Raw genomic sequence first — 26,987 nt, 5'->3', positions numbered from 1 at the left:
ATGAGTGGATCTGTTATTTCACGATCAGCAGCGCGTGTGTGGCGCTGGCGTATGCGCCGCCGGTCGGATGCGCGAGCAGGATACGCGCGGAGTACACACCCGCGGCGAGTCCTGTCCCGCTCATCGACACCTCGCGCACGCCCGCGGGCAGCACTCCGGCGTCGAAACGCAGCACTTCCTCGCCGAGCATGGAGTGGATCAGCACCGTCACCTCGCCGCCGCGCAGCAGATGGAACTTGAGCGTGGTGGAGGTCGCGAAGGGATTCGGATAATTCCACACCTGCGGTATCGGCTGCGAGGGGAAGGGTCCGTTCTCGTACACGTTGTCGTGCACCGAAAGCTGTTCCAGCACCCGCGTTGTGCGCGCGCGGGCAAAGTCGATGAGGCCGGGCACCGGGAGGCCGATGCCCACGTAGACCTCGTGCTCGATGTTCTCGAGGAACTGCTGATACGTGTACAGCTTGTGTATGTCGGCCTGCACCGCAGCGTCGAGGAAGGCCTTCAACCGCGACGTGCGCGCGATCATCGAATCGACCGAGGCCGGACCCTCGATGATCGAGCGTATCCGTGCCAGATACACGTGGCGCAGCGAGTCGTTCTCGAAAATTCTGCGTGTGAGCGGACGCTTCGCGAGATTGGGTATCGCCACCACGTCCTGTGTCATCACGTTCCAGTTGTTGGCGTACGCGCCGAAGGCCTCGTTCGGATCCCAGGGCAGCAGCGAGAATCGGCCGCTCGCCTCGTCGTCGTACAGATAGAAATTGCGACCCGACCCGGTATAGCTGTCGAAGTTCGACACGGCCATGTTGAAGGCAAGTACCGATATCGCGCGATCGAAGTCGAGCTGCGCGCCGAGTTCCTCGACGAAAGACTCGCGCGACGTGTTCTGCAGCGCCGCGAGCAGCGTGATGAAACGCGACCAGTTGTCCTTCGATTCGTTGGTCTCCAACTCGTACTCGGTTTTGTAGGCGTCCTTCTCCTCGCCCCGGTACTCGAGCGTGGCGCCGTTGTCGGCGGCCTTGTAGAGGTTGAAACCGTTGTCGCTGAAATGCCGCTTGAGAAACACCTTGTCGAGCTGCTCGACCATCGTGTACAGGCCGAGCGGCGTGCCGTTCACGGTGACCCGCGCATAGGCCGCGCGCGGCGCCGGGAGCAGGGTGCCGAGAATGTCGTAGGCGAGTTTCTCGCGCATGAAGGTCGGATCCTTCACCGCGTTGCTGAAATTCAGACGTTTGACTCCGTAAAAGGTCTGCTTGCTGCGGTATTCGTCGAACTTGAACTTGAGCGGCTTTTTCGGCGTGCTGCGCGACTGGACGTACGAGGAATTCCCCTTGTACCGCACGCCCACGCTGTCGAACACCACCCCGCCGTACTCGACCCGCGCGGGCATGTACAATTCGCCGTGTTCATAGTTCCAACGCAGCGAATCCTCCCAGCCGTCCACATAAAACGTGAGCGTGAAGTCGTGCATCACGCTGTCGTCGAAGAGCAGGTCGGTGGAATCGGCCTGCTGCGCGCGCAGCGGCGCGACCGCGACGAACAGGAGGGCGAGGGCGAGGAGTCGTGTCATGGGCCGCGGCATACGGATTATTTGCGCCGCACGGTGCGGAAGCCGATGAAGTAGTACACGTAGTCGGGCACGCTGAAGGTGCGCTGCGCCGCGCGCAACGCCGCGGCGTCATTGCCCCAGCTCCCTCCGCGCAACGTGTGCCAACTGCCCGCGGCCGGTCCGGTGGGATCCGTCGCCGGATTCGCCGTGTAATACGTTTCGTCGTACCAGTCATGGCACCATTCCCAGAGATTGCCGCTCATGTCGTACAGTCCGTACGCGTTCGGCAGCTTGCTCGCCACGCGGTGTACGCCGAACTCGGGGCTGTCGGAATTCAGATTCCACGCATTGCCCGACCAGATGGCGCGCGCATGTATTTCGGACGAATCCGACGTGCTGGAAGGATATCCGGTCGTGGCGTTTTTCCCCCAATAAAAATCGGAGCTGCCGCCGGCACGATACGCGTACTCCCACTCGGCTTCTGTCGGCAGGCGGTACCCGTTCGTGGTGAAGCGGGTCGTGACACCCTCGAGCTTGCAGCCGTTGCCCGGCGTGCCCGTGATCCCGGTGTATGTGTACACCGTGTCGAGACCGGCCGCCTTGCTTCGCGCATTGCAGAACAGCACGGCGTCGTCCCACTCCACAAGGTAGGCCGCATGTGTGGAACCCACGCCGTACGGCGCGGCCCACGCGGGCGCCTGGAACGAGGGATGCGCGGCCTGCATGACACTCATGTAGAGCGCCTGTGTCACTTCGGTGGTGTCGATCCAGTAACTGTAGGAGAACGTCACGCTGTGTACGGGCTTTTCGTCGGCATTGCCCGTGCCGGATCCCATCGAGAACGATTTGCCCGCGGACGGGATCAGCACCATGCTCCCGACGTGCTCAAGCACCGTAGTGTTGTTGCCGGGATTTGTGGTGTTGTCGTCCGAAGAACCACAGGAGGAAAACAGCACGGCGCATGCGCAGAGAAGGGCGCCGGATAGTGCGCGGAACGGTGTCATGAGAACTCCAGGGATGTCTGGGCGGATTGCGGAGGGAAATCTTTCAAGGATCGCCAATTGCTGATAAAGAGACAAGCCCCGGAGCGAAAAGTTGCATGGAAATGCGCATTATCAACAGATATTCTCCCGGAACCTGTTGTGGAAGCGGCTATTCGGCGCCGGAGCTGCCGAGCTCTTCCAGCTCACGGAACGCGTCCTTCACTTCGAGTTCCACCTTCTTGAGTGTGGCGCTCATTTCCTTGATCAGCCGCACGCCTTCCTTCACGTCGTCGGCAAGGCGGTCGATGGGTGTTTCGGAATTATCAAGCCGCGTGAGGATTTCCTCGAGCCGCGCGGCTTTCTCCTCATAGGTCTGCTGTTGTGTCATTTCAAGCGTCCTTGTCTGTAATCGTTGCAGATACTGATCCGTCGTGGAATTCGATGCGCACCGCGTCCGCGGGTTGCAGCGCGGCTGCGGCCGTGGCAATCGCGCCGCTTGGAGCGTGCACGATGGCGTACCCGCGGCGCAGGGCGTTGTGTGGATCCTGCGCGGCCACAAGCCGCAGACGGTCGTCGCAACGCTCGCGCTGCGCGGTGAGGCGCTGCAGCACACGTGTCATGTCGAGGCGCTGCCGCCGCGTCCGCCCGCGCTCGTGCTCGGCGCGCAGCGCGCCCGCGGCCGCGATGTGGAGTGCCGTCCGAAGCCGTTCGATGCCCGCCGCCGCGAGGGCGGTGTGCCTGCGCGTGTCGCCCCCCGCGCGCTGTGTCGCCACGTGCAGCGCGCGCAACTGCGCCGAGAGGCGGCGCTCGACGTACACGTGCAGGGTTTCGGCCGAGGCCAGCAGCTCGGCGCGGCGCTGCTCGGCCAGTTTGCGCGTGCCCTGGCGTATGCCGGTCAGATTGTCGCGCGCATGAGTCTCCTCGCGCTCGAAGCGGTGCTGCCATTCGCGGCGCAGCAGATCGGCCGCGGCCGCCGCGCGGTCGCTCTCGCGCCGGAAACGCGCCACGATCTCCTCCGCCAGCGCGGTCGGTGTTTTGAAACTCCGGTGCGACACCACGTCGGGCACGCCGCTGTCGATCTCGTGGCCGATGGCCGTCCAGACCGGGAAAGGACACGCGACGATGCGCCGCGCGATCTGCTCGCTGTCGAGCGAGGCGAGTTCCGTCCGGTTTCCGCCTCCGCGCGCAAGCACGATCAGGTCGGGCGCAAGCCGCTCGAGCGCGGTAAACGCGGCCGAGACGCTGGCCGGGGCCTGCTCGCCCTGCATCAGCGCATCCGCCAGCAGCACGCGATAGCCGAAGCCGCCGTCGCGCAGGGTCTTGAGTATGTCGTGATACGCGGCGCTGTCGCGGCTCGTGATCAGGCCGATGCGCAGGGGCAGCAGCGGCACACTCAGCGCCTTGTTGCGCGCCTCTGCGCCCTCGGCAAGCAGACGCGCGATCAGCTCGCGCTTGCGCTGCTCGAGCTCGCCCAGCGCGAAGCGCGGATCGGCGTCCACGACCTGCAGCTTCAGCCCGAACACGGGATGGAAGGACAGGCGGCAGAGCAGGCAGGCCTTGATGCCCGCGGTGAGGGTGAATTGGAGGTCCGCCGACGCGAAGCGCGCGCGGATGCCGCGTATATCGGAGTTCCAGATCGTAAAATCCATTTTTGCGATCTGCTTCCCGCCCTGCATTTCGACAAGTGTCCCGTACATGTGACCGCCGCGCTCGGCCGCGCTGCCGACCTCGGCCTGCACCCAGAACGTCGACGTGTATTTTGCGAAGACCTGCTCGAGCCCGCGTGTCACTTCGGACAGGGTCCGCACATGTGTATCGGGTGTCAACGGTGTGTGCATGGAATGGGAAAGGGTGGCGGAATGTCTTCGGACGCTGGCGTACAAGATACGCAGCGACGCCGTGGCGGACCATATCCGCCCGCGCTTCCTAGCGCAGCACCAGCATGCCGCGGATCAGGCGGCCGGCATGTTCCAGCCAATAGGGATAGGCCCCGGGAGCGAGTCCGGCGGTGGAGAAACGCTCGCCGCCGCGCAGGTCGCGCAGCACGATGCGGCGCCCCTGCAGATCCGAGAGCAACACGGTGACTCGTCCGCCCGCACCGCGCGTTTCCACGGTGATCGCGTCACCCGCGCGCGCAACGGACGGATAATGATAGGCCTCGCGCGGCGCGGCACCGTCCGGCGGATGCAGCGCCGACGGTGTGCCCTCGCGCGACACATAGAACTGCCCGAGTGCCGTGAGAGAATTGCCCGCCGAAAACACGATGGTCCCGTCCGCTCCCGCCACGGCCGAATCGGCCTTGTCGCGCGCGGATCCCCATGTCGCGCCCTCGGCGTTGGCGGACCGCTGATACAGCGAGTATATGCCCGGCTCACCCGCCTGGTTTTGTGTCACGGGTCCGTATCCTTCGAACACGATGGCCGCGGGCGGAGTGATCGTTGCCTGTGTACCGTAATTGTCGGCCACCCAGTAGCTGCGGCTTCCGGGCGACAGCGAGGGCCGTGTGTCGGGCTGCGCCTCCAGGCGCGACACCACCACCTCGCCCGCGGGCGGTTGACCCGCCGGCGGAACGACGAACGTGACACCCGTACCCGCAAACGTGTGTGCTCCCTCGCCGTTCACCACGCGCCGCGCGCTGACTCCCGCGGCGACGGGCACTGTGGATGCGGTGCGGGCGGCAGACCCGACAAGCTGCGCGTGTCGTGTCGCGACGCGGTCGCCCGCGCGTCCGTCATTCTCGTTGAATTGATAATAGGCGACGAGTCCGTTGTCGGCGGCCGAGGGGAAGCGCGCGCTGTTGCGTGTCAGATGTATCCGCTCGCGGATCTCCTCGCGCGAGAGCGCGCGATCGTAGAAACTCACCTCGTCGATCAATCCCTTGAAGTAGCGGCTCCCCCAGTGATTGTAATTGCCGAGCAGCATGCCCGCCGTGAAGGCCACGGTGTCGTTCGCGTGATGTGCCGACCATCCCCTGCCGTTCACGTACAGCGTGATGCTGTCGGGTGTGGCGACGAGGGCGACGTGTGACCATTCGCCGGGCGCAACGCGCAGTCCCGATCCGATCCACCAGCGCCCGTGCGGCGGCCAGTAGTAATGCAGCTCGTTATCGCCGTCTACATTGATCTCGACGCGGTTGCCGGAAATGATGGCCGCAAACGAGGGCTGTATGCCGTCGGGCTTCACCCACGCGCTGAAGGTGAATCGGTTCGTGCGCAAGCCCAGCGGCGGCACTTCCACCAGACCCGGATCCGTATTGCCTCCGAGCGCGACCGCCTGGCCCGGCAGCGAATCGGGGGCGCAGCCGCCTGCCTCGACGGTGATGAAGTCGGTGAGTGTCTGCGTGCTGACTTCCGATCCCTCCGTGACGCGCAGGGTCACGCTGTACACACCCGGCGCCGCGTACACGACGCGCGGATTTTTTGTCGCCGCGCCCGCGACGTGAGACGCGCCGGGGAACGTCCACACCCACGTGTTCCCCGACCCGCCGCGCAGCACGGACCGGTCCGCAAAATAAAATGTGTCGCGCGGACAGTCGGTGCGCTGTTTGTCCACCGATATCTGCGCGACGGGTTTCGAGGTCTCGTACAACGGCGCTTCCCAGATGCCCATGTCGGATCCGCTGCGGATTTTCCCGTCGCGATAAAACGGACGCAGCACACGCGTCGCCAGCGACACGGGCAGGCCGTCGGCATAGGGCGCCCAGTCGCTCATCGTGTTGTTGCGGTAGTACACGGATCCGGGCGCGGTGCCGAGATACACACCCCCGTCGGTGCCGAGCTGATGCACGATGTACGAGGGCCGCGACTGCTCGATCACGGGTGTGGTCCAGTTTGTCCATGTCGCGCCGCCGTCGTCGGATTTGAACACCTTGCCCGACGTGCCGCCGGAACGCAACGCCACCCACAGCTCGCGGTCGTTGTCGCCGCCCGCCGCGATGGTCATCACACGCCGCTGGCCGCCGTTGGTGTTGGGAAGCAGACTGCAGGGCGTCCACGTCGCGCCCGCGTCATCGCTGCGCCATATCGCCGCGTCCCACACGACGTTTGAACGCACCGACACGTACAGCACCGACGGATTCGCGCGCGGTATCCGTATGTGTTCCACCACGGCGTTGGTATCCTGCGCCAGCGCGAAGCGATGCAGCAGCCGGTACGAGGCGCCCGCGTCGGTGCTCTTCCACAGGCCGCTCTTGAAGCCGATGTACACGGTGCCCGAACAGCGCGGATCGAAAGTCATGCCGCTGAATTCGGAGTGGTAGTAACTTTCGTTCGGCCACAGGCCGACGGAAAATGGGATGGGTTCGTCCGATATTGTGCGCGGCAGTTCGTAGCCGCCGATGTCGGAGAAGTAGGCGCGGCGGTTGTTGTCGGGATGGATGTAGCCCGTGGCGGCCTCGCCGCCGCCCATTCGCAGGAAACGCCCGTCGGGATAGCCTTCGATGAAGGCGGTGTTGCCGTTGTGATAGCGGCCGCCGACAAACACGTCGTCGTTCCAGCCGCCGTCGAAACCCCAGAAGTCGCTGCCGCTCACACCGTCCATACGCGGCTCGTGTGTAAGCGCGAAGTCCCGCGAGTAGTTGATGCCGCCGTCGGAACAGATCCACAGCTCGCCGCTGCGCGCATGCAACCATTGCATGTCGGGATGCGCCCAGGGCAGGCCGCCCGCGTAGCCGCCGAGCGCGGTCCACGTGGCGCCCGCGTCGCTGCTGCGCCACCAGCTCGTGCCGCCCGCGACCAGGTTGTCGGCGTCGGCCGGATCGGCGATGATCGCAAAATCGTAGAAGCCCTGCGAGAGTCCGTCGATGCCGTCGGCGGCCGAGAGGTTGGTGTGCCCGGGCACGCTGTACGGTTCGCCCACCAGTCCGCCGGGATTGGTGTTCACCCACGTGCGGCCCGCGTCGCTGCTCATGAACACACCCGCGTAATTGTGTAACACGTCGGGATCGGGCATGCTGGCGCCGATCAGCGCGTACACGCGGTCGGGCGCGGCGGCGCTGACGGTGAGGCGCACGCCGTACACCTCCTGCTTCGACGAGGGCTGCCACCAGCCCGGCGCACCCGCGCTGAAGTGTGCGCCGTGATCGGTCGAACGGCAGAACAGCGCGGCGTTGGCGCTGTCGCGCACGGTGTACACGATGCGCGGATCGGTTGGATGGGCGGCGACGGACCAGCACTCGCTCGTAAGCGGCTTTGTCCACGTCTGCCCCGCGTCGGCGCTGTGCAGCAGTCCCTTGTTGGTCGCCGCGCACAACAGACGCGGATCGTCGGCCGCCACCAGCATGTCGTGTGTCCACAGGCCGCTCTCCGCGTACACGGTGTTCCACGTCTGCCCCGCGTCCGTGCTTTTCACCAGGCGGCCGTCGGTGCCCGCGTACACGACGGACGGATCCACCGGATCGATTTTCACCGGCCGCACGCTGCCGTGTACGATGCCCTTCGAAATCTGCGACCACGTCAGGCCGCGGTCCGACGAACGCCACATGCCGCCCGTCTCGCCGCCGGCATACAGGATATTCGGGTCCGAAACACTTTGGTCGAGGCAATAGACGTTGGTTTGCCAGGTGACCGTGGTGTTCTCCGCGCCCGTCGCGCGTGTGGTTTTGGGTCCGATGAAGGTCCACCGCCCCGCCGCGCCGGACTTCGCAAGCCCCTCGCGTTCCGCGCGCAGGCGCCGTTCCGTCGCGGCCTGTTTCGCCGCATCGGGCAGGCGGATGCGTCCGTCGGCCTCCACATATGGCGCGCGCCAGCGGCGGTAGCGCTTGTAGTACTGCGTGAATTCGTCGCGCACGACGGGCCGTTGCGCGTACCAGGCATCGAAGGCCGAATCCACTGTGCGGGTATCCAGGGGATCGTCCTCCAGCACACGCACCCAGTCGGGGCGCGCCGTATTGCCCGCCTGCGGCACTGGCTCGCGCAACTGCGCTGCGGCGGTAAGGGAAAGGAGCAGGATCAAGGCGAGCAAACGTGCCATGCTGGTGTCCGATGCGGGTGTGCGGGAAGAATGAATGTCAGAGGCACAAAGATACACAATCGATCGAATTGCCCCGTCTCTCACGCTGGAATCGATTCGTGCCTCTTGTTGGATTCGATTCGTGCTTCTCGTTGGATTCGATTCGTGCCTCGTGGTCGATTCGATTCGTGCCTCTTGTTGGAATCGATTTGTGCTTCGTGGTGGATTCGATTCGTGCCTCTCGTTGGATTCGATTCGTGCCTCGTGGTGGATTCGATTCCTGCCTCCCGTTGGATTCGATTCATGCCTCGTGTTGAATTCGATTCATGCCTCGTGGTGGATTCGATTCCTGACTCCCGTTGGATTCGATTCGTGCATCGTGGTGGATTCGATTCGTGCCTCTCGTTGGATTCGATTCGTGCCTCGTGCTGGATTCGATTCGTGCACAAGACACAGCGCACAGAGCGCTGTTGCCTGAAAACGCAGTTCCACGACCGCCAGTCCATTTGGAAAAAATCCCCTGCTTTCGCATATTGACCCCGCACGCGTAGCTCAGTTGGTAGAGCAGCTGACTCTTAATCAGCGGGTCAGGGGTTCGAGTCCCCTCGCGTGTACCAGCGAAAGCACGGAAAACCGCCCAGAAATGGGCGGTTTTTCTGTTTTTCATGAGGTTGGGACAAAACGGACCTCGCAGTCCGGATACCCGGATCGTGACGGGGTGTAACGGATTCGGGTAGGAAAAAAGTAGGAAAGCACACGATTGGATGTTCATCCGAGGAACATATTCAGGAACCTGAATGATTGAGTCTACGATTCTCATTGAGGTTACCCCTTTCCTTTGGACAATTTGATGGGTGATTTAGGCGAGAGTAGGTGGTGAGTTCACGAGTCTCATGAGACCGGCCCGCGGTGCCCCCAAACGGCCCAGGCGGGCTCAGGATGTTGGGAGCAGCCGCTCCAGAAACGCCTCGTGTGGCGTCCGGTAGCCAAGCGCCTGATGCTTGCGCTTGGTGTTGTAAAACGTCAGGTACCATTCGAGCCCTTCCCGCAGCTCTTTGCCGTTGTGGTAGTCTCGAAGGCCCTAGACTTTGCGTTAATCCGTCCACCAACATATGTTATACGTGTTTCGCCGTGTCGCTCCGAATGTTTTAGCGATAATCCCGGCAATGTTGGTCGGATAAACCCGAATCTAATGGGCGTACAAATCAGAATGTGTAGGTGGACCTTATAAAAAACACTCTCATGAGATTCAATTATTGGCCCCCATCCGACTTTGTCCAAAGAAAAGGCACCATGTGTTTGTGACACCTCGACAATGAGCGAAAAAACAAAAGAGAGCTGGTCTGAAAAGGCCGGAGAGAAGGCTATAGCCCTGCAGCGGGAAGTTGATGAACACTTGTTAGGCCTTGGCTTTTCAAAGAACTGTACTGGCTACTTCCTAGAAGGAGATGTATCAAAGCAGCGCATCCGCGACCTTCACTCCGCCCATCGCAAAGACGTCCTTCAACAGAACCAGGCCTTCGTAGAGACCTACGCCGCAGGGTTGATCGATTCTTTTGCAACAGGCCGCCAAGTGGATCCAGCGGCAATCGACCCAGAACTAGTAGAAGTCAGTTCTGGGACACCCGAGGCTCGGTTGTTCCGACTCGCATGCCTACTTTGGTCTGTTCCTGTTTCACAAGGCTTTGGCAGGCGACTACGGTTTCTCGTGCGTGATCGCCAGAATGGTTGCCTGATCGGCCTTTTCGCGCTGGGAGATCCGGTCTTCAATCTCTCCGCACGAGACACATGGGTTGGGTGGACCCACAAAGACCGGAGTGAACGCCTAGTTCATGTGATGGATGCATACGTTGTTGGAGCAATGCCTCCGTATTCCTTCCTGCTTGGTGGCAAACTCGTGGCTGCGACGATGGGTAGCGACGAAGTCAAGGCTGCTTATGACCGCAAGTATCTTGGGCGCGAAGCTGTGATCAGTGGCAATGAGCACCGAGCCAGATTAGTTCTCCTGACAACAACCTCTGCGCTTGGGCGGTCGTCAATCTACAACCGGCTCAACATCCCTGATGGCCCTCGCTTTGTACGCATCGGCGCAACAAAGGGTTTCGGGCATTTTCATCTCTCAGGTCATGTATTCGACTCATTACGTAGCTATCTCGAAGAGATCGGCCATCCATACGCATCCGGACACAGATTTGGTATGGGGCCTAACTGGAAGATTCGGGTCGCGCGGACGGCGCTTGAAGCAATTGGTATTGACGGCAATGCGGTACTCAAGCACGGGATTGAGCGAGAGGTATATGCTGTCCCGCTTGCGAGAAATTGGCGTGAGATACTGCTCGGCCAGCATCGGAATGTCCGTTCAATGACGCTCCCCCTTGGTGACATAGTGACGTTCTGCCTCGAGCGCTGGGTGTTGCCTAGGGCGGAACGTGATAAGCGGTATACGAGATTTGCACGAAAGCGCATCATTGAGTGCTTGCAGAATGGTGGACCAGGGCCTGCATGGTAGATGAACAGCGATCTCTCTCACTGGCAGCAGCACCTCACTGCTCATTTTCAGGACCTCGCTTCACAACGAAATGGCGCTGGTGGAAGCACACCCATTTTCGCACTCGAACACGGGCTCGAAACCACTGAGTTACAGGCACTAGCGAATAGTGTACGAACTCACATCGCAAATTACGCGCCTTCCAACGATCACACTCTCCCTTGGATAGTTTACGCTACCGAACTCGGTTACGGCTACGCGGGGAATGAGTACTGGCAGACCTTCGAGGATAAGACGCCAGGTTGGACGTTGAACGGCAAGCGCAACTGGATTCGGGATGCCTTTGACGACTTCCAGAGGAAGTTCGCGGGTGCCAAGCCGTCTGGCCCGTGGGCGGAGCAGTTCTCGATCATTGCGTGGCCTATCACGCACGCAATCCTCCCGTGCGACCTGCAACAGCAACTCGCGCGCATCCTCTACGAACTTCGGCACTCGTTCTCTGGCGAACTCTTCGACGAGCCGCAGCGCCTAGGGGACTTCATCGCGGCGCGGAGTTGGAACGCGTCGGCGCGCTTCCAGAACCTCGTGCAGGCGCCGGCGCTCGTCGGTCAGATCGCCGCCGCGCTCCTCCTCCAGGGGAAGGAGGGCTTCAAGACGCTGCTCCACCCTATGACGCTTAAGCGTATCGGCGATGACGTCGACCGCGAGCGTCGTGGTCGCGACTGGCTGCGCGGCGCACGCCGAGCGGCCGAGGAGCGGGCGAAGATCCGAGGGCTGACCATCGGCAGGACAACGAACACCACGTTCCGGCGACGTGAGGAGGCCCGAGAAGAGGTCGTACGACTCGGCATCGAGCCGCGCCTCTTACTGCGACCCATCGAGAAATCACGCTGGGAAATCTCGCTCGAAATCCCAGACCTCTCGCACCTGCTCCTCCGCTTCCCGCAGGTGCGAGAGATTCTCACGGATTCGCGATGTACCGTCGCGGGCGCGGCGGGGCGCCCGCTCGCGAGGGGGCGCTGCGTGCACGGTCCCCTACGCGTCACGCTCAGCCGCTGGCCCCGGCCCGACGATGTACTGCTGAAGTTCGAGCACACCGACGCGCAACTCGAGTACCTCCTACGCGCTGAGTGCATGCTCCGTCCTGGCACTTCGTGGCTCTTCAAGGTCGCCAGTGATGGCCTTGCCTACGAGTCTCGCGGATTGCGCGTGCGTGCGGACTCGAAATACCTGATTGTGAGCACCGAGCCATTTTCCCGCTCACCCGTAGCACGCCCGGTCGAACTTACGTGCCAAGGGGTACACGCTGTGCTCATCGACATGCCAGCCGCACTCACGTCGGAGTGGGAGCAGGCACTGAAGCAGTTCCAGGTCACCCAGGCGAAGTCGATCGAGGTGTGGCCCGCTGGCCTCGCGGCGGTCTCATGGGACGGCGAGGGATATGGCGAGTGGCTCGCATCGGAGACGCCGACACTCGCGATCCGCTCAGACCACACGATCGATGAACTCACCATCGCGATGCGAGAAGGCCCGTCGCTATCCCTGCTGCTGACCGGTACGCCGGCCGGTACGCCGATCTTCGTCGAACTTCCGCCTCTCCCCGTCGGGCTCCACAAATTCAGCGTTGCTGCGCGTAGTGGGAGCGATGCAGACTCCGAAGTCATCGGCGACCTGGACGTCGTCATGCGGGTCCGCGAGGCGCGCCCCTGGTCGCCCGGGGCCACCGCGCACGGCCCGCTTGAAATGTCGTTGGATCCCATCGCGCCCTCACTCGAACAACTCTGGGAGGGTAAGGTCGATATTGAACTCCGAGGCCCAACCGGCCGTAGCATCGAGTGCGTTTTATCACTCTTTGAAAGAGCAGGTGCCGACCCAGTCCTCGAGGTGTCAATTCCTCCCATGCCGCTGCCGCTGCTACCCACGCAGTGGAGAACCCACTTCGCGCGGTATTTTCGCGAGAACAAGCAAGTACAGCGACGGTACGACGATGCACGACTGTGTCGCCTCATTTTTGCCGCTAGCGAGTTAGGGGTGTTCACCCTTGAATGCGAGAGGGCGTTTGAGCCGCTGCGCTGGGTACTCCGTCGGCACGGCGATAGTGTCAACGCACGACTCGTTGATGATAGCGGTGCAGCGGGGGAGCCAGAGGTTCTGTTCTTCAGTTTCGAACAGCCGACTAAGCGCGTTCAGTTGTCGCCCCTGCCTGAATTCCCAGTTGAAGCACCGGGCGGTCTATTCATGGCACGACGCGACGGCGTCACTGCGGGCCTCCTCGCAGTGCCTAGAACAATCCGAAACTTTGCAGATCTCGGGGCTACCCCACAAATCGAAGGCATTGCACGCTCCGCTGACGCAGTAGTTGTGGCACTCGAGTATGCCCATCTGTGGGAGATGGCCAGATCCTCTGGAGACATACTTTCTTCGCACAAACGACGGTGCGTCCTTCAAGCATTTTCTGGCCACATTGTTTCCCTGCTCGGCGGCGAACAATGGGCACGTGCGGAAAGAGCACTAGGATCCAGTACAGCTAGAGATATCTCAGTTCTAAAGGACGCTGTTTCGAGCCGCGCTGATCAGCGGGGCATAGCCGCAGCCATTTTTCTTGAGGCCGCCGAGTTGGCCACTTCCGACATCGAGGCACGGGTGAAGCGCCTTGTGGAGCTAGCTCACAGCTTTCGCATTCAAGTTCCTGCCGCACCTTACGAGGCCCAGCGGCTTGCTGAGCTAGCGCTGCGCATCGCCAGCAGACCCGGCCATCCGGCCATTCTGAGGGCGAGGCACGACCTGAAACCAGCAATCCGAATGCTACTCGATGAAGTGCCCATTCTTGCAAGAGCTGCCAGGTTCTTGGTCATTGCCACGGATCGCCACCTCGAGTCACGGACCGTAGCGGACGAGACCTACGCGGGATGGGGGTGGTCAGCATGAGGCGCCTCACCGCTGAGGAGGTACACGCGCAGAAGATCCGCGAACTGGGGCTCGATCCGGAGACGCTCGACCTGACGACGCCGGAGGGTCTCGCAGGCGCGCTGCGTCGGGCTGCGAGCTACCTGTGTCCGTGCTCTGCGGCGACGCTCTTGCGCGCCGTCGTGCGTCCGCTGCGGGGCCTGGTGCCAGACCTCCAGAATGCAAAGGAACTCGTCGTGGAGACGCTCGAGGCAATGATCTCACACGGCGACATCCTCGAGCAGCCCGAGTTACAAGACGGAATGCCGACGGCGCGCCTACTGCTTTACGCCGCGCCCGCGAGCTTCGTCGTCCGTCAGAGTGGTCTCGTGGTCCTCCTCGGCATCGCCGCCGACCAACTCTCACCGCTGCCCTCAGAGTTAGAGCGGCGTATCGAGTACCTCGGGCACGTCCGCCGGCTGATCCCGTCGTCGCCGACCGAAGACCTTCGCGGCGAACTCCGCCAGCTCGGCTTGCTCGAGCTCGCGGCCGACGCGTGGCTCAAGGGACCGAAGCCCTGCACTGCGTCGCAGGCGGTGGCTACGAGTGACCAAGCCCTCGATGTCGTACCGCCGTCGAGGGACATCCCCGGGCTCCTGCTGCTCGACCCGACGAAGCCCGTCCGGTACTACAGGGGGCGTTGGGTCAAGCCGAAGGCACAAAGTGGGCGCTTCGTCGGGCGGCGGCAGCAGGCCTACGGCGCCGATCTCTGGTGCTACGTCCACCTGACGAACGGGCAACCTGAGCGGATGATCGACCTCCCGCAGCGCGGGAGTCGGTGGCGCGGGTGCGACGAGGCGTGGCACCTCCAGATGGCGATCGACGCGCAGCGGGGCGTGCCCCAGCGCTTTCGCGTCACCCACAACGGAGAAGCTGTCGTCCTCGAGTTCTTCTCGCCGGTGCCTGCTTGGGCCCGTAGACGATGGGACGCCATCGGCGAGCCCGTCCCGAGCAGGGGAAGCCTCTTTGCTTACCGAATCCCGAGGGCGGAGATCGACGAGGAGCGACGGTTCATGCGCCACGCGCTCTGGCTGGAAGAGATGACAACAGGTTCCCGGTAGAAAACAGGAAGACAACGATGGCACTTACGATCGGAGAGACGACCCAACAGCTCCACCGCGCCCTGCGCGATTACATCGAGGCGGCGTACCACGTGAGCCACTGGACGCTCGTCGACCAGCGCGGCGCGCTGCTCGACAAGGTCGGCGTCATCCACCAGCGCCCGTACCTTGAGAGCACGCCGCGATACAAGGCCGGGATGAAGTTCGCGGAGCTTGGCCTTCCGCAGGCTGCGCTCGACATCTTCACGTCAGTCTCGGCGCCGAATGGCGACCTCGGACTGCTGCTCCACGACCCGCCGTACCAGCACCAAGCGCTCTCGACGCAGCTCTCGCTCGTCGATGGTCGCAGCCTCGTCGTCATGACCGGCACCGGATCAGGAAAGACCGAGTGCTTCCTGCTCCCGATCCTCGGCAAGCTCGCCAAGGAGGCGAAGGCAACGGGCGGGGCATTCGGAGAGACTAGCGCGGTACGCGCGCTGGTGCTCTACCCGATGAACGCGCTCGTCAACGACCAACTCGGACGCCTCCGGCTGCTGTTCGGCGATCCACGCATCGTCCAACGCTTCGACGGTTGGTCAGGGCGGCCCGCGCGATTCGCGCGCTACACCAGCCGCACACTGTACCCGGGCGTGCGCCACAAGGACCCGAAGAAGAACCGGGACGGAGATCGGCTCAAGCCGATCGGCAAGTACTATGTGAAGAACCTCGAGGTCGCTGCTGGGGCGGAACCGTCACCGCAGCGTGATGCCGCTGCACAGCTCGTAGCCGAGTTGAAGAAGCGCGGCAAGTGGCCGGCGAAACCGGATCTCACTACGTGGTACGGGTCGGGCCACTACTTCGACAAGAAGAACGATCGGTTCAAGCGCTGCGTCACGCTCCCCGGCGACCCCGAACTCATCACCCGTCACGAGGTCCACGCGGCACCGCCCGACGTCCTCGTCACGAACTACTCGATGCTAGAGTACATGTTGATGCGCCCGCTCGAGCGCCCCATCTTCGATCACACGCGCGAGTGGCTGGAGAAGAACCCCGACGAGAAGTTCCTCCTGGTTATCGACGAGGCGCACCTTTATCGCGGCGCACAGGGCGCCGAGGTCGCGTTGCTGATTCGGCGCTTGCGCACCCGACTGGGCGTTCCACCAGAGCGACTTCAGGTCATCTGCACGAGCGCCAGCTTCAAGGACGCGGACTACGCGGTCGAGTTCGGCGCACAGCTGACCGGCAAGGACCCTGACGATTTTCGCAAGGTACAAGGCGAACTTCTCGAACGCCCCGGCGCAGCCAAGGGGACGGCAGCCGACGCCGCCGCGTTGGATGCCTTCGAACTCAACGAATTCTACGATGCAGCCAGCGACGCTGACCGCGTCAAGGTGATCGAGGGCTTCCTTAAGTATCGCGGCGTCCAAGCGCCGTGGAATCTGCAACCCTCACTCTACAAGGCGCTGGAGTCGTTCGGCCCAATGTCGAGCCTCGTCAACGCGACGATGACTGAGGCGCAGCCGGTCGATGAATTGGGCGTGAGGCTCTTCGAGGAAGGTGTCCCGGCTGCCGTCGCTTCGCGCGCCGTAACGAACCTCATCGCGCTGGGCAGCGTGGCGCGCAGGGAGCCGACAGAGCCGGGCCTCCTGCCCTGTCGAGTCCATTCCTTCTACCGTGGCCTCGCGGGCCTCTGGGTCTGCATGGACCCGAACTGCACGAGCCTCCCGGCGGCCATGCGCGGCGGACCAGCAGGCAAGCTCTTCAGCCAGCCGCGTGACTCATGTGACTGCGGCGCGCGCGTGCTGGAGTTGTTTACGTGCCGAAACTGCGGGACCGCCCACGCTCGCGCGTACACGGATAACATCGACCAACCAGACTTCCTGTGGTCCGAGCCGGGCGGCGCGTTTCGAACGCTCGCGGGGGTCGTTGACGCGATCTCTCCGCTTGATCTCCTCCTCGAGCAGCCGGTGTTCGTCGAACACGCTGAACCCGCCGACTACGATCTCGTCACCGGACGCCTGAACCCGCAGAAGACCGGCGCGCGAAACCGCAAAGTCTACATCCGGGCCACTCGAAATCAGCCCGTCACGGACGAGGAGCCGCAGGACGAGAACCCTGGTGAGTTTCGTCCGTGCGCCGTCTGCGGCGAGAGCGCGTCCTTCGGGCGGACGTCGGTCCAAGACCACCAGACGAAGGGCGATCAGCCCTTCCAGGCGCTCATCGCCAAGCAGATTCAGGTGCAACCACCGAGCCCAGTGGAGGCGACGCGGCTCGCGCCGCTGCGTGGCCGAAAGGTCCTCATCTTCTCCGATTCACGTCAGACGGCAGCGCGCCTCGCGCCGAACCTCCAGACGTACTCGACCCAAGACGCGATGCGACCGTTGATGGTGGCGGGCTACGATCGGCTAGTGCGGGCGGCGATCGTCAACCCGCTGCTGTCGCTCGAAGACCTCTACCTGAGCGTCCTGATCTCGGCGAAGGACATGCACGTTCGACTGCGTCCAGAGTTGAAGTTGGGGGAGTCCTTTCAAGACGAACTCGTCGTGGAGGAGGCCGTTCGCGCAGGCGCGCTCACGCGGGATACGGATCTCCTGCAACTCCTTGTGAGGCTTCGTGGCTCCGCGCCCCCCGAGGCGCTGCTGAGGGCGATCACGACCTCGCTGCTCGATCGTTACTACGGCCTTGAGGCGCTGGCACTCGCCTCCATCGTTGAACGCGCGGAGCACACCGCGAAGCTCGTCGCGTTGCCCAACATTCCCGGCGTCGCCGAGACGCCGGACGAGAAGATCGCGCTTGGGCGGGCTTGGCTTCGCTGTTGGCGCCGTGCTGGATTCTGGCTCAGCAGGATGCCGCCCGCGTGGTGGAAGAAAGACGTGAAGCCGACCTCCGGCAAGTTCACTGACCTGAACAACCTCCTCGTAGACAAGGCGACCAAGAAACAGTTCGAACAGGACTGGGTCCCCACGCTGTTGGCGTTGTTCGCGGAGCAGATCGCCCCCGGCAAGTATAGGTTGAAGGGCGGTGAGCTCTCGCTCTCCATCGGCGGCGCTTGGGCCTATTGCCAGTCTTGCAAGACAGCGCAGCGACCGCTCCCTGGTCGCGCGACGTGCATCAACTGCGGTCAACCAACAGCGGCGCCGATTGATCCAAGCACCGACAAGGTGTTCGTCGCCCGCAAAGGGTACTATCGCGCGAGCACCGTCGAGGCACTAAACGGGACCGCGCCGATGGCGCTCATCGCGGCCGAGCACACCGCGCAGCTCAACACCGCCCAGTCCGACGAGGTGTTCTCGAAGGCAGAGGAGCACGAACTGCTATTCCAAGACGTAGACCTCGGCGCTGATGGCACTGGTCATGACCGACCCGCGATCGACGTGCTGTCATGCACGACCACGATGGAGGTTGGTATCGACATCGGCTCGCTCTCTGGAGTTTCGCTACGGAACATGCCGCCAGCGCGCGCGAACTATCAGCAGCGCGCCGGTCGCGCCGGTCGTCGCGGGAACGCCGTTGCGACGGTCACCGCTTTCGGCAGCGCGGATAGCCATGACGAGCACTACTTCTCAAACCCCGACCAGATGATCCGAGGCCCCGTCGACGACCCGCTCCTCACGCTCGACAACAGCGAGATCATCCGCCGACACGTCACCGCGTATCTGCTTCAGCGCTACCACCAGGACAAGCTCCCCACGATCAAACCGGAGGAGCAGCCGCACCTCTTCGCGGTGCTCGGCACCGTGGCCGACTTCAAGAAGTCCGCGAAGGTGCTCAACCGGTGGGATCTGGAGAAGTGGCTTAAGGCGAACGAAGCGTCCTTGCGGGCCGAGGTCGAGACGTGGCTACCGCAACAGTTCTCGGCGGCGGGGAGGAAGCGCCTCTTGGACGAGTTGGTGCCGGAGACGCTGAGGCCGATCGACGTCGCGATCGAACTGGAGGCTCCTGCAGGCGCGCCATCTGCTCCAGCGGCGGTGAGCGCGCCCTCTCCTCCCGATGACGACGCGGAAGACGCCACCGTCGTCGAGGTGCCAGAGGAGGCAGGCGAAGAAAGACCCGTGCGCGGACCAGCGTCCGAGAACCTCCTCGATCGACTCCTCTACAAAGGTGTGCTCCCTCGGTACGCGTTCCCGACCGACGTCGCCACCTTCCACGTGTTTGACCAAGACCGATCTGGCTATCGGCCCGCGTTCAGGTTCACGCCGTCACAGGGCCTGCCGACCGCGCTGTCTCAATACGGGCCAGGCAAGGAGGTGTGGATCGGCAACAAGCTTTGGACCTCGGGCGCGATCTACTCCCCCATGAGAGACGACCGGTACCGTGCTTGGCAGAGCCGACGTCTCTACTTCGAGTGCAGCATTTGCCACTACGCGCAGACAACGCCGTTTGAAGGTGTCGGGCGCGGCGAGCGAAAGGACTGCCCAGCATGTGGGCAAGCAGGCACGTTCGGTCCCGCGACGCAGTGGCTTCGTCCACCGGGCTTTGCCCATCCAGTGGCGAAGGAGGAAGGCACATCCCCTGATGATATGCCTGCGAAGAGCTACGCGACGCGCGCGAAGCTCACTGCCTCGATGCAGGCCGCCCAGTGGACGCGGCTCAACGATCGCCTGCGTGTGCATCACATGCGCGAACACCTACTCGTCACCAACCGCGGCCCGCGGCAAGAGGGCTACACTTACTGCACGAAGTGCGGGCTTATCGAGCCGACCGCGAGCCCGAAGGGCATCGTGGGCGCAGCGCACAGTAAGCCTTACCCAGATCAACGCGAGCCAATGTGTCCAGGCGGCGGTGCGACAAAAGGTCTGGTCCTTGGGACCGACTTCATTACGGACGTGCTCCTGATCGCGGTACGCGTCGACGCGCCGCTCACGCTCGTTCCAGGTATGCTCGCCACCGATGTCGCGCTGCGCACCATCTGCGAGGCGGTGACGAAGGCCGCTTGCGGGCGACTGGAGTTGGAGGCCAACGAACTTCAGGCCGAGTACCGTCCGGCGCTCAGCCCAGAGGGGCGTGACGGCCTCGAAGCCGAGATCTATCTCTACGACACGCTCCCCGGCGGCGCTGGGTTCTCCAAACGGGTCGGGGAGATCGGGCTCACGATCTTTGAGGACGCGCTCAAGTTCCTGGAGAGTTGCCCCGACAACTGCGATCGCTCCTGCTACCGGTGCCTTCGTAGCTACAAGAACAAGTTCGAGCACGACCTGCTCGATCGTCACCTTGGGGCGAGCCTGCTCCGCTTTGTCCTGCATAACGCGGCGCCCATGCTAACGGCAGACCGGGTCGCGCGTTCGACTGACCTTCTGTTTCAGGATCTCGATCGTCAAGGCATCGAGGGGCTCGTGATCGAGCGCGACAAGAGAGTGTCTGTGGTGGGTCTTGGCGACATCGTCGCGCCGATCTTCGTGACCAACGCGAGCGGCGCGCAGTTCGCCATCGGACTGCACGGTCCGCTGACGCCCAACGAGCCGACTGACGTGGCGCTCAAGGACGTAAAGGAGTACGCGACCTCGCTTGCCGTTCTCCTCGAAGACGAGTTGATCGTGCGTCGCAACCTGCCGGCCGCGACCCGGAAGCTCATCGAGAAGCTCGGCTGAAGGGGGACGCGGTGAGCGCGAACGAGAATACGCACTGGCGCGTCGTCACACCGGCAACATGGCCCGCTGCGCCCGCGGAGATGAGCGTGTCGACGCACGCGGAGATCGAGGAGTGCCCGAGACGCTGGGCGCTGAGCGCCGCTGAGTACCCTGAGCTTTGGAGCGGGCGCGGTTACCCGCCGAAGCTCCAGGTCGCTGCGCTTGCTGGCAGCGTCGTCCACTTAGCACTCGAGATCATCACGAAGCATCTCGCGAGCGCGGGCGTGCCGTCCATTGGTGATCCGAACGCACCGCAGGTGCTACGAGAACTCGGCGGATACACGCGGGTGGTGGAGGAGTGCGTGAAGCGTCTCCTCAAGCGCTTCGTCGACAACCCGCGCGCGGGCGTGCTGATGGAGCACGCGCAGCGGACCCTGCGCGGCCAAGTGCCCGCGCTTCGCGCGCGCGTGCAGTCGATGCTGAGCCGCCTCCGGTTGCCGAAGGGCGTGCTGGTCCCTACCGCCCCGTCGTCGCCGAAGTCGAGCAGTCCGCCGCCACGGCTCCCGCTCTTGAACGGGACGTACCCAGAGATTGAGGTGCGCGCGAAGAGCATCGGGTGGAAGGCGAAGCTCGACCTCCTCGTCCTCGACGATGGCGCATGCGAGATCACCGACTTCAAGACGGGGGCTGCCGACGAGACGCACAAGTTCCAGGTCCGCGTGTACGCGGTGATGTGGCGGCTCGACGACGAGCTGAACCCGTCAGGTCGGGTGGTGAAGCGGCTCGTGCTCGCGTACGAGAGCCAGGACGTTGACGTGCCCCCGCCGAGTGCATCGGAGATCGACGATCTAGGTCGAGAGCTCTTTGAGCGCCGACAGACCGCGGAGGCCGCGCTGGCCGCGCGCCCTCCCTCGGCACGCCCGAACACCGAGTCGTGTCGCTACTGCGGTGTGCGCCAGCTCTGCGACTCGTACTGGGGAAACGCCGTGCAAGTCGTCTCGGACGACGGCCACTTCGGGGATGTCGAGTTGAAGATCACCGGGCGGCACGGACCGACGAGTTGGGACGCGGTGGTCGTGCGCGCGCGTGACCTACCGGCGAAGACGGCGGCGCTACTGCGGCTCCAACACCCCAAGGAGTTCAAGACGGGGACGCACGTGCGCGTCCTTGACGGCGCGCTAGCGCGCGATCCCGAGGATGCAACCGCCCCGGCGATCGTCACGCTCAGCGCGCTGAGCGAGGCATATCACGTCGAGTAGGGATGAGATTCGACTCTCCCGACTTACTGGTCCACCCCCCGGCGCGCAGGGCAGGCCGACGTGCGCGCCGTTGCCCGCGACTCGCGCCATACGCGGGACCGGCAGACTGCGCGCGCAACGTGCCAACGTGGGTGCCCGTTCGCAGCCCTCGCGGGACAGCGCCCCGATCATCAACAGTCCCGCCCCGCGTGGGACAGTTGATCATTGGGTCACGATCCCGGAAACCGACAGTCGTCTGTTAACCTCGTCTCGGCTTCTCTCTCCCCACGGGCACGAGATGATTGAGCGAACGCCGTCCCGCGCGTGCCCGACGTGCTCGTCTTCAAGTCCGCAGCGCTCTCCGTGTGAACGCCGTCCCGACGCTTGTCGCGCTCGCGAACGCGCAAACTCTGCGGACTCAGCGGGAAAAAGACGAAACCCCAAAATGAAAGTCGCAACTCCATATTAAAGTCGCGCGTACATTTCCATTCTGCCGGTTCCCATGATCCATACAGCCTGTGTTATTCAGAGATGCGCACCCGCTCCTCGCGCAGCCATCCGTCGTCCCACATGTCGTGGCGCAGCAGCGTGCCGTCCTCATCCCACACGCGTTCATCACCGTCGGGACGGCCGTTTCGTACCGCCAACTCCCAGCGCGGGCGGCCGCCTGGGTAGGTGTGGCGGTAGAGAATGCCGGCGTGGTCGTCTAAGGGGGTGGCTAGTCCCGCGCGTAGGGTACCGCCCTCGCGGAAGCTGAAATAATCGCTGCGTGAGAGGACGGCCGTGTGGTGCACGATGTTCTTCAGAAGACCGTTCTCGTGGTACCAGCAGGTGCGGCCGCGCGGCTCGCCATCGACGAGGCGCCTTTGGCAACGCACGGCGCCCGAGGCAGAGATTTCCGCGGCGCCCTTGATCCGCGAGTAAGGAACATCGACCTTTGCGGCACACGGTTCTCCCGCCTCCTCACTCGCGCACGAAACGGATCTTGCATGAGATCGGACGATAGTCGGCACCCCTTCTCCACATCACACCGGGACGATTGGTCCTGCGGCGTCCTGCTCCTCGCAATTCTTCTCCTACTGCCGATGTGTGCCGCCTCCGGCACTCCCCAATTCCAACATCCTTCCCTGCCCGCCTCCCCGCTGCTGTTGCACGGTACGCCGTCGCACACGAATCCGAGCGTGGAAACGCGGGGTACGGACGCACCGTCGCTGTCCGGTTTGGCCGCGCTGCGTGGGTTGGAAGGTGTGCTGGCGTCGGTGAAGTCCGGCGGCTGGCTGTCGCGGGTGGACAACGCGGCGAGAGTAATGGATACGACGCGGTTGCTCCCCCACGCGCCGTTGCTGCCGCAGGCGCGGACGCTCGCTGCACCGGGGGACACTCTCATCGTCGGTCCCGGCAGCGACTCGCTGCGTATCACAGGGGTGTGGGAGCACACGGGCGCCATCCTCGTTGTCGGACAGGGACGGCTGATCTTCGACAACGCCTCCTGTACGATATACGGGAATGTGGTGGTGTGGGGCACATCGGCGGCGCTCGTCGTGCGGAACTCCACATTGTTTTTCCCGCAGGAATACTTCTATCAGCGCTCCATGATCGTGGCCGGCGGAGGCAGCGCGCTGTTCGAACGCTCGACGCTGGATTACGGGAGTCTGTCGCACTCGCTCGCCGTCACGGACTCGGCCTCGGTGCGCTACCGCGCCGTCACAGTGCGCGGCTTTACCACGTGCGGACTCTCGGGCCGCGGCAGCATGACCGTGGACACCTGCAACGAGACGGGCGAGTTCATTCTGCAGGACGAGACACGTATCGATTTCCGCGAAGCGCACACGGTGCTGCTGTGGTTCCGCGTCGGGGCAGGTCAGACCTTCCACACATCCTTCCCCGACGGTGCCGCGGTGGACAGTGCCACATTCGGCGCGGGCACACCGGGACTCGCCAACATCCACTACACCGCCTCGCTCAGACGCTGCACAAACGTCATGTGGGCGCTGATGCCCGCCCCCGCTTCGGATATTCGGATCGGCAACTCCGCTATACGGGCCATCGGCCTCTGGTTCACCGGCGCCGACTCGACGGCCGTGAGCGGACTGGTGAACAACAGCACATATACGCAGTTTCCCGCGCCGCTTGTCGACAGGACGCTGCTGCTCGAAAACACACGCGTGAGCACCTGGAGTCTGTACACGTTCGACCGCTCCGTCGTACACGTCACGGGTTGTATACTCGGCGAGATCGGCACATTCGGCGCGTCGCGGATGACCTGCGAAAAGGTGATGGTGGACGGCTCGGGCGGCTACCTGTTCGCCTCCGATACTTCGTTTCTGCTGTACGGTTTTTCGTCGGCCACCTGCCCCGTGCGCTCCGAGCGCAGCGGCGCGCTGGTCTTCGCCTACTCGGCGCTGAGCAACGGCGCGGCGAGCGCCATCGGCACATCCATCCTCATCGTGGTGCAGTCGGGTCTGCTGCGCGAGCCCGTCCCCTACGAGGGCTCCATCACCTGGCTGGCGGAAATCGGCACAGCCGCCTCGGCACGTGTCGGAGAACGCGTCGCGGTGACCGGATCGGCGTGGATCGATCGCGGACCAATAAGCGCACTGTTCGATTTCCGGAAATACGTCCTCTCGTATCAACGTCAGGGAGAAACACAGTGGACACGGCTGGCGGACACGGTGTTCCGCGAAGCGCGCAACGCCTCACTCGGCGAGTGGAACACCGCGGGCCTCGCGCCGGGTGTGTATTCCGTGCGGCTCACGGTGACTTCCGACACACGTGACGCCTTTTCGATTGATGCCCAGACGCCGATCACCCTGCTGCCGCCCGTGTCGGCAGTGGAGGATCCGTCCAGCCCTGTCCGCTTCACGGTGTACCCCAATCCCGCCGCGGATCACATCACACTCGACGGTGTACACGGCGACGTGTCCATCACCGACGCACTGGCACGTGAAATCTGGCGCGGCACTATCGAGGGCAGCCACATCATCCCCACGGCCTCCTGGCGCCCCGGTATGTATTTCATCCGCACACATACCGCCTGCGTGCGAGTCCTGAAGGTCTTGTAGTGCGCTGTGCGGACTGCGTGTGGGACGTGTGACGAGAAGGACGGAGGCGACCGTGTGTAAACCTGTTCATGCGATACGTCGCCGGGCGCGTGCCGCTTGACTTCCGTTCCACAAACCGGTAGATTCGGAGCGGGTTACCCTTCTCTCACCGCCCATGGGCGAACAAAACCTTGGAGCATGTCCTGTGTGGACTTGTGCCAGGCATGTGGGTGGAATAGTTCAGACAGTACTGTTTTCGAGAAGGCAGGTCATTCCAAAGTCCGTGGCATTCGTTGATACGTCCGTGCGTGTTCGGGACGGGCCCAGGCGACAGTTAGCCAGAAATAACGAAGGAGCAGGTCATGAAGACCTCTTGCGCAGCGATGGTACTTTTCGCCGTCGGTGTTTCCGTTTCGGTGCTGCGAGCACAGTCAGAGGACTGGCAGGTGTTTTATTCGACCAACTCCCCGCTACCTGGCGATATTATCACCACGATGGTGATGGACTCCGCCGGGGCCGTCTGGATTGGAACAGATGCCGGATTGGCACGAGTCGATCGGTTTGGATGGACGGTCTTCAAGCTGGACTCGATGTTCGGGCCGCTGTATCGCAAAATTACTGGAATGGTTGTGGACACCGCCGGCCGGCTGTGGGTCTGCGCTGATCAAGCGATATTCGTGTACACGGCCGGTTCGTGGTCAAAACGCTGGGACACATGGGCTAAATCGCTGACACTCGATCACGATGGGAACATCTGGTACGTCTCTACGGCAGGCATCGTAAAATACGATTTCGTCAGGACCACAAACTTCCCTCAGCCGGGATATACGCGCGATATATGCATCGATAAAGACAATAGGATAATCCTGGCCACATCCGGTGGGGTTCTGATTTTTGACGGATCGGCTACGATACAGCTCCGCAACTCCATCTCAGCGTGGGCGGTATGTAGAGGCCTGGGCGACACAGTATTCGTCGGCACAATTGATGGGCTCGGAGTCCTGACCCGCAATACGTATTACCCACGGGTGGTCACTCGAACCGAAACCGGACTGACTGCTTCATGGGTTGAATCGACTACCTACGATGCGGCGGGGCGGCTGTGGGTCGGCACAAATGTCGGCCTCGCCATGCTCTCGGCCGGGCAATGGACGTCGTTTACTGTCGGCAATTCTCGACTTCCGAATGGCCACATCCTCTGCCTGCTCCATGATCGTGCAGGCAACATGTGGATTGGCACAGAACAGGGCCTCGCGGTGTACCGATCCGGCGGCCCGATACTTTCGAGCACTCCACCCCCTGTATCGAACAGTGGTTTGGCCGCAGCTCCAAATCCATTTGTGGACCGGACGACCATTCAGGTCACCACTCGGCACTCGCGCGTGCTCCTCATCATCGACGCTCTCGGGAGAGTCGTACGGGAGCTGCAGATAGACGACGGACGTGAGTTTGCGGATTGGGACGGACGGAATAGCGCTGGCGAAAAGGCACCTGGAGGGGTGTATTTCGCTCAGCAGCAGCAAGCCGGTACCAGACCGACCCTGCTTTTGAAGTTGCATTGAGTAGTGGGAGAAAAGTGATTGGATGCTCTGATCCGGTACACTCAAAACGATAGCTTTTTGGTTGTCCAATTCGTCGTTCTGTGAACACGCACGCCATGTGAGCGAAACTCGGTGCACTCCCTGCGGCTCACGGTGACTTCCGACACACGTGACGCCTTTTCGATTGATGCCCAAACGTCGATCACCCTGCTGCCGCCCGTGTCGGCCGTGGAGGATCCGTCCCGCCCTGCCCGCTTCACGGTGTACCCCAATCCCGCCGCGGGTCACATCACACTCGACGGAGTACACGGCGACGTGTCCATCACCGACGCACTGGCACGTGAAATCTGGCGCGGCACTATCGAGGGCAGCCACATCATCCCCACGGCATCCTGGCGCCCCGGTGTGTATTTCATCCGCGCACATACCGCCTGCGTGCGAGTCCTGAAGGTCTTGTAGAGTGAGGCGGAGCCAACACAGATCGTCGCCCTCTTCCATAAGGATCTCCGAGCGATCAACAAACAACGGCCGACCCATTTCACCGAAAAGGATTTGAGCGCTACGGCAACCATCCGGTAATTCGAAACGTTGCCAGGATGGCGTACGCGAAATCGGCGGACGATACCATCCCTGCACGCGGCATCT

Annotated in this window: 15 protein-coding genes and 1 tRNA gene; 9 read left to right on the top strand and 7 right to left on the bottom strand. The window is 63.0% G+C overall.

From position 1 onward, the window contains the following. Positions 1–13: 13 nt before the first annotated feature. The 5 genes from HY962_12005 to HY962_11985 form a co-directional block, all read right to left on the bottom strand. Positions 14–1,570: a CotH kinase family protein gene (locus HY962_12005; GenBank protein MBI5647644.1), complete on the bottom strand. Its 1,557-nt coding sequence runs from the start codon at positions 1,568–1,570 to the stop codon at positions 14–16. Between the two features lie 17 nt (positions 1,571–1,587). After that, on the bottom strand, positions 1,588–2,553 hold the full coding sequence (locus HY962_12000; protein ID MBI5647643.1) for an SUMF1/EgtB/PvdO family nonheme iron enzyme: 966 nt from the start codon (positions 2,551–2,553) through the stop codon (positions 1,588–1,590). A gap of 148 nt (positions 2,554–2,701) precedes the next feature. Beyond that, entirely contained in the window at positions 2,702–2,920 is a 219-nt protein-coding gene (xseB, locus tag HY962_11995; GenBank protein ID MBI5647642.1) for an exodeoxyribonuclease VII small subunit, read from the bottom strand. 1 nt (position 2,921) lies between these two features. Beyond that, positions 2,922–4,370 (bottom strand): exodeoxyribonuclease VII large subunit, encoded by a 1,449-nt coding sequence (xseA, locus tag HY962_11990; GenBank protein ID MBI5647641.1) that lies wholly within the window; start codon positions 4,368–4,370, stop codon positions 2,922–2,924. 88 nt (positions 4,371–4,458) lie between these two features. After that, entirely contained in the window at positions 4,459–8,502 is a 4,044-nt protein-coding gene (locus tag HY962_11985) for a hypothetical protein (protein ID MBI5647640.1), read from the bottom strand. 520 nt (positions 8,503–9,022) lie between these two features. Here HY962_11985 and HY962_11980 point away from each other — a divergent pair. After that, a tRNA-Lys gene (locus HY962_11980) sits at positions 9,023–9,098 on the top strand. Between the two features lie 317 nt (positions 9,099–9,415). On the opposite strand, the gene HY962_11975 is transcribed toward HY962_11980, so the two are convergent. After that, positions 9,416–9,532, bottom strand: coding sequence for a transposase (locus HY962_11975; protein MBI5647639.1), 117 nt, complete (start codon positions 9,530–9,532; stop codon positions 9,416–9,418). 264 nt (positions 9,533–9,796) lie between these two features. Here HY962_11975 and HY962_11970 point away from each other — a divergent pair, with 264 nt between their 5' ends. From HY962_11970 to HY962_11950, 5 genes are all read left to right on the top strand, one after another. Further along, on the top strand, positions 9,797–10,990 hold the full coding sequence (locus HY962_11970; GenBank protein ID MBI5647638.1) for a DUF4338 domain-containing protein: 1,194 nt from the start codon (positions 9,797–9,799) through the stop codon (positions 10,988–10,990). Then, the gene (locus HY962_11965; GenBank protein MBI5647637.1) at positions 10,991–13,897 is read left to right on the top strand and encodes a hypothetical protein; all 2,907 of its coding nucleotides are present in this window, start codon (positions 10,991–10,993) and stop codon (positions 13,895–13,897) included. Further along, entirely contained in the window at positions 13,894–14,976 is a 1,083-nt protein-coding gene (locus tag HY962_11960) for a hypothetical protein (GenBank protein MBI5647636.1), read from the top strand. The genes HY962_11965 and HY962_11960 overlap by 4 nt, the downstream gene beginning before the upstream one ends. A gap of 17 nt (positions 14,977–14,993) precedes the next feature. Beyond that, entirely contained in the window at positions 14,994–20,543 is a 5,550-nt protein-coding gene (locus HY962_11955; GenBank protein MBI5647635.1) for a DEAD/DEAH box helicase, read from the top strand. Positions 20,544–20,629: 86 nt separating this feature from the next. After that, the gene (locus HY962_11950; GenBank protein MBI5647634.1) at positions 20,630–21,781 is read left to right on the top strand and encodes a PD-(D/E)XK nuclease family protein; all 1,152 of its coding nucleotides are present in this window, start codon (positions 20,630–20,632) and stop codon (positions 21,779–21,781) included. Positions 21,782–22,281: 500 nt separating this feature from the next. Here the strand turns inward: HY962_11950 and HY962_11945 are convergent, their stop codons facing one another. Then, the gene (locus HY962_11945) at positions 22,282–22,773 is read right to left on the bottom strand and encodes a hypothetical protein (GenBank protein MBI5647633.1); all 492 of its coding nucleotides are present in this window, start codon (positions 22,771–22,773) and stop codon (positions 22,282–22,284) included. Here HY962_11945 and HY962_11940 point away from each other — a divergent pair. The 3 genes from HY962_11940 (at position 22,750) to HY962_11930 (ending at position 26,801) form a co-directional block, all read left to right on the top strand. Beyond that, complete coding sequence (locus HY962_11940) at positions 22,750–24,822, top strand: T9SS type A sorting domain-containing protein (protein MBI5647632.1); 2,073 nt, start codon at positions 22,750–22,752, stop codon at positions 24,820–24,822. The genes HY962_11945 and HY962_11940 overlap by 24 nt on opposite strands. A gap of 341 nt (positions 24,823–25,163) precedes the next feature. Continuing rightward, positions 25,164–26,363 (top strand): hypothetical protein, encoded by a 1,200-nt coding sequence (locus HY962_11935; GenBank protein MBI5647631.1) that lies wholly within the window; start codon positions 25,164–25,166, stop codon positions 26,361–26,363. Positions 26,364–26,474: 111 nt separating this feature from the next. Next, positions 26,475–26,801: a T9SS type A sorting domain-containing protein gene (locus tag HY962_11930; protein MBI5647630.1), complete on the top strand. Its 327-nt coding sequence runs from the start codon at positions 26,475–26,477 to the stop codon at positions 26,799–26,801. Positions 26,802–26,987 lie beyond the last annotated feature (186 nt).

It is taken from the genome of Ignavibacteriota bacterium (assembly GCA_016218045.1).
In the GTDB taxonomy this organism is placed as follows: Bacteria; Bacteroidota; Ignavibacteria; order SZUA-365; family SZUA-365; genus JACRFB01.
This window is presented reverse-complemented; position numbering and strand designations above follow the sequence as displayed.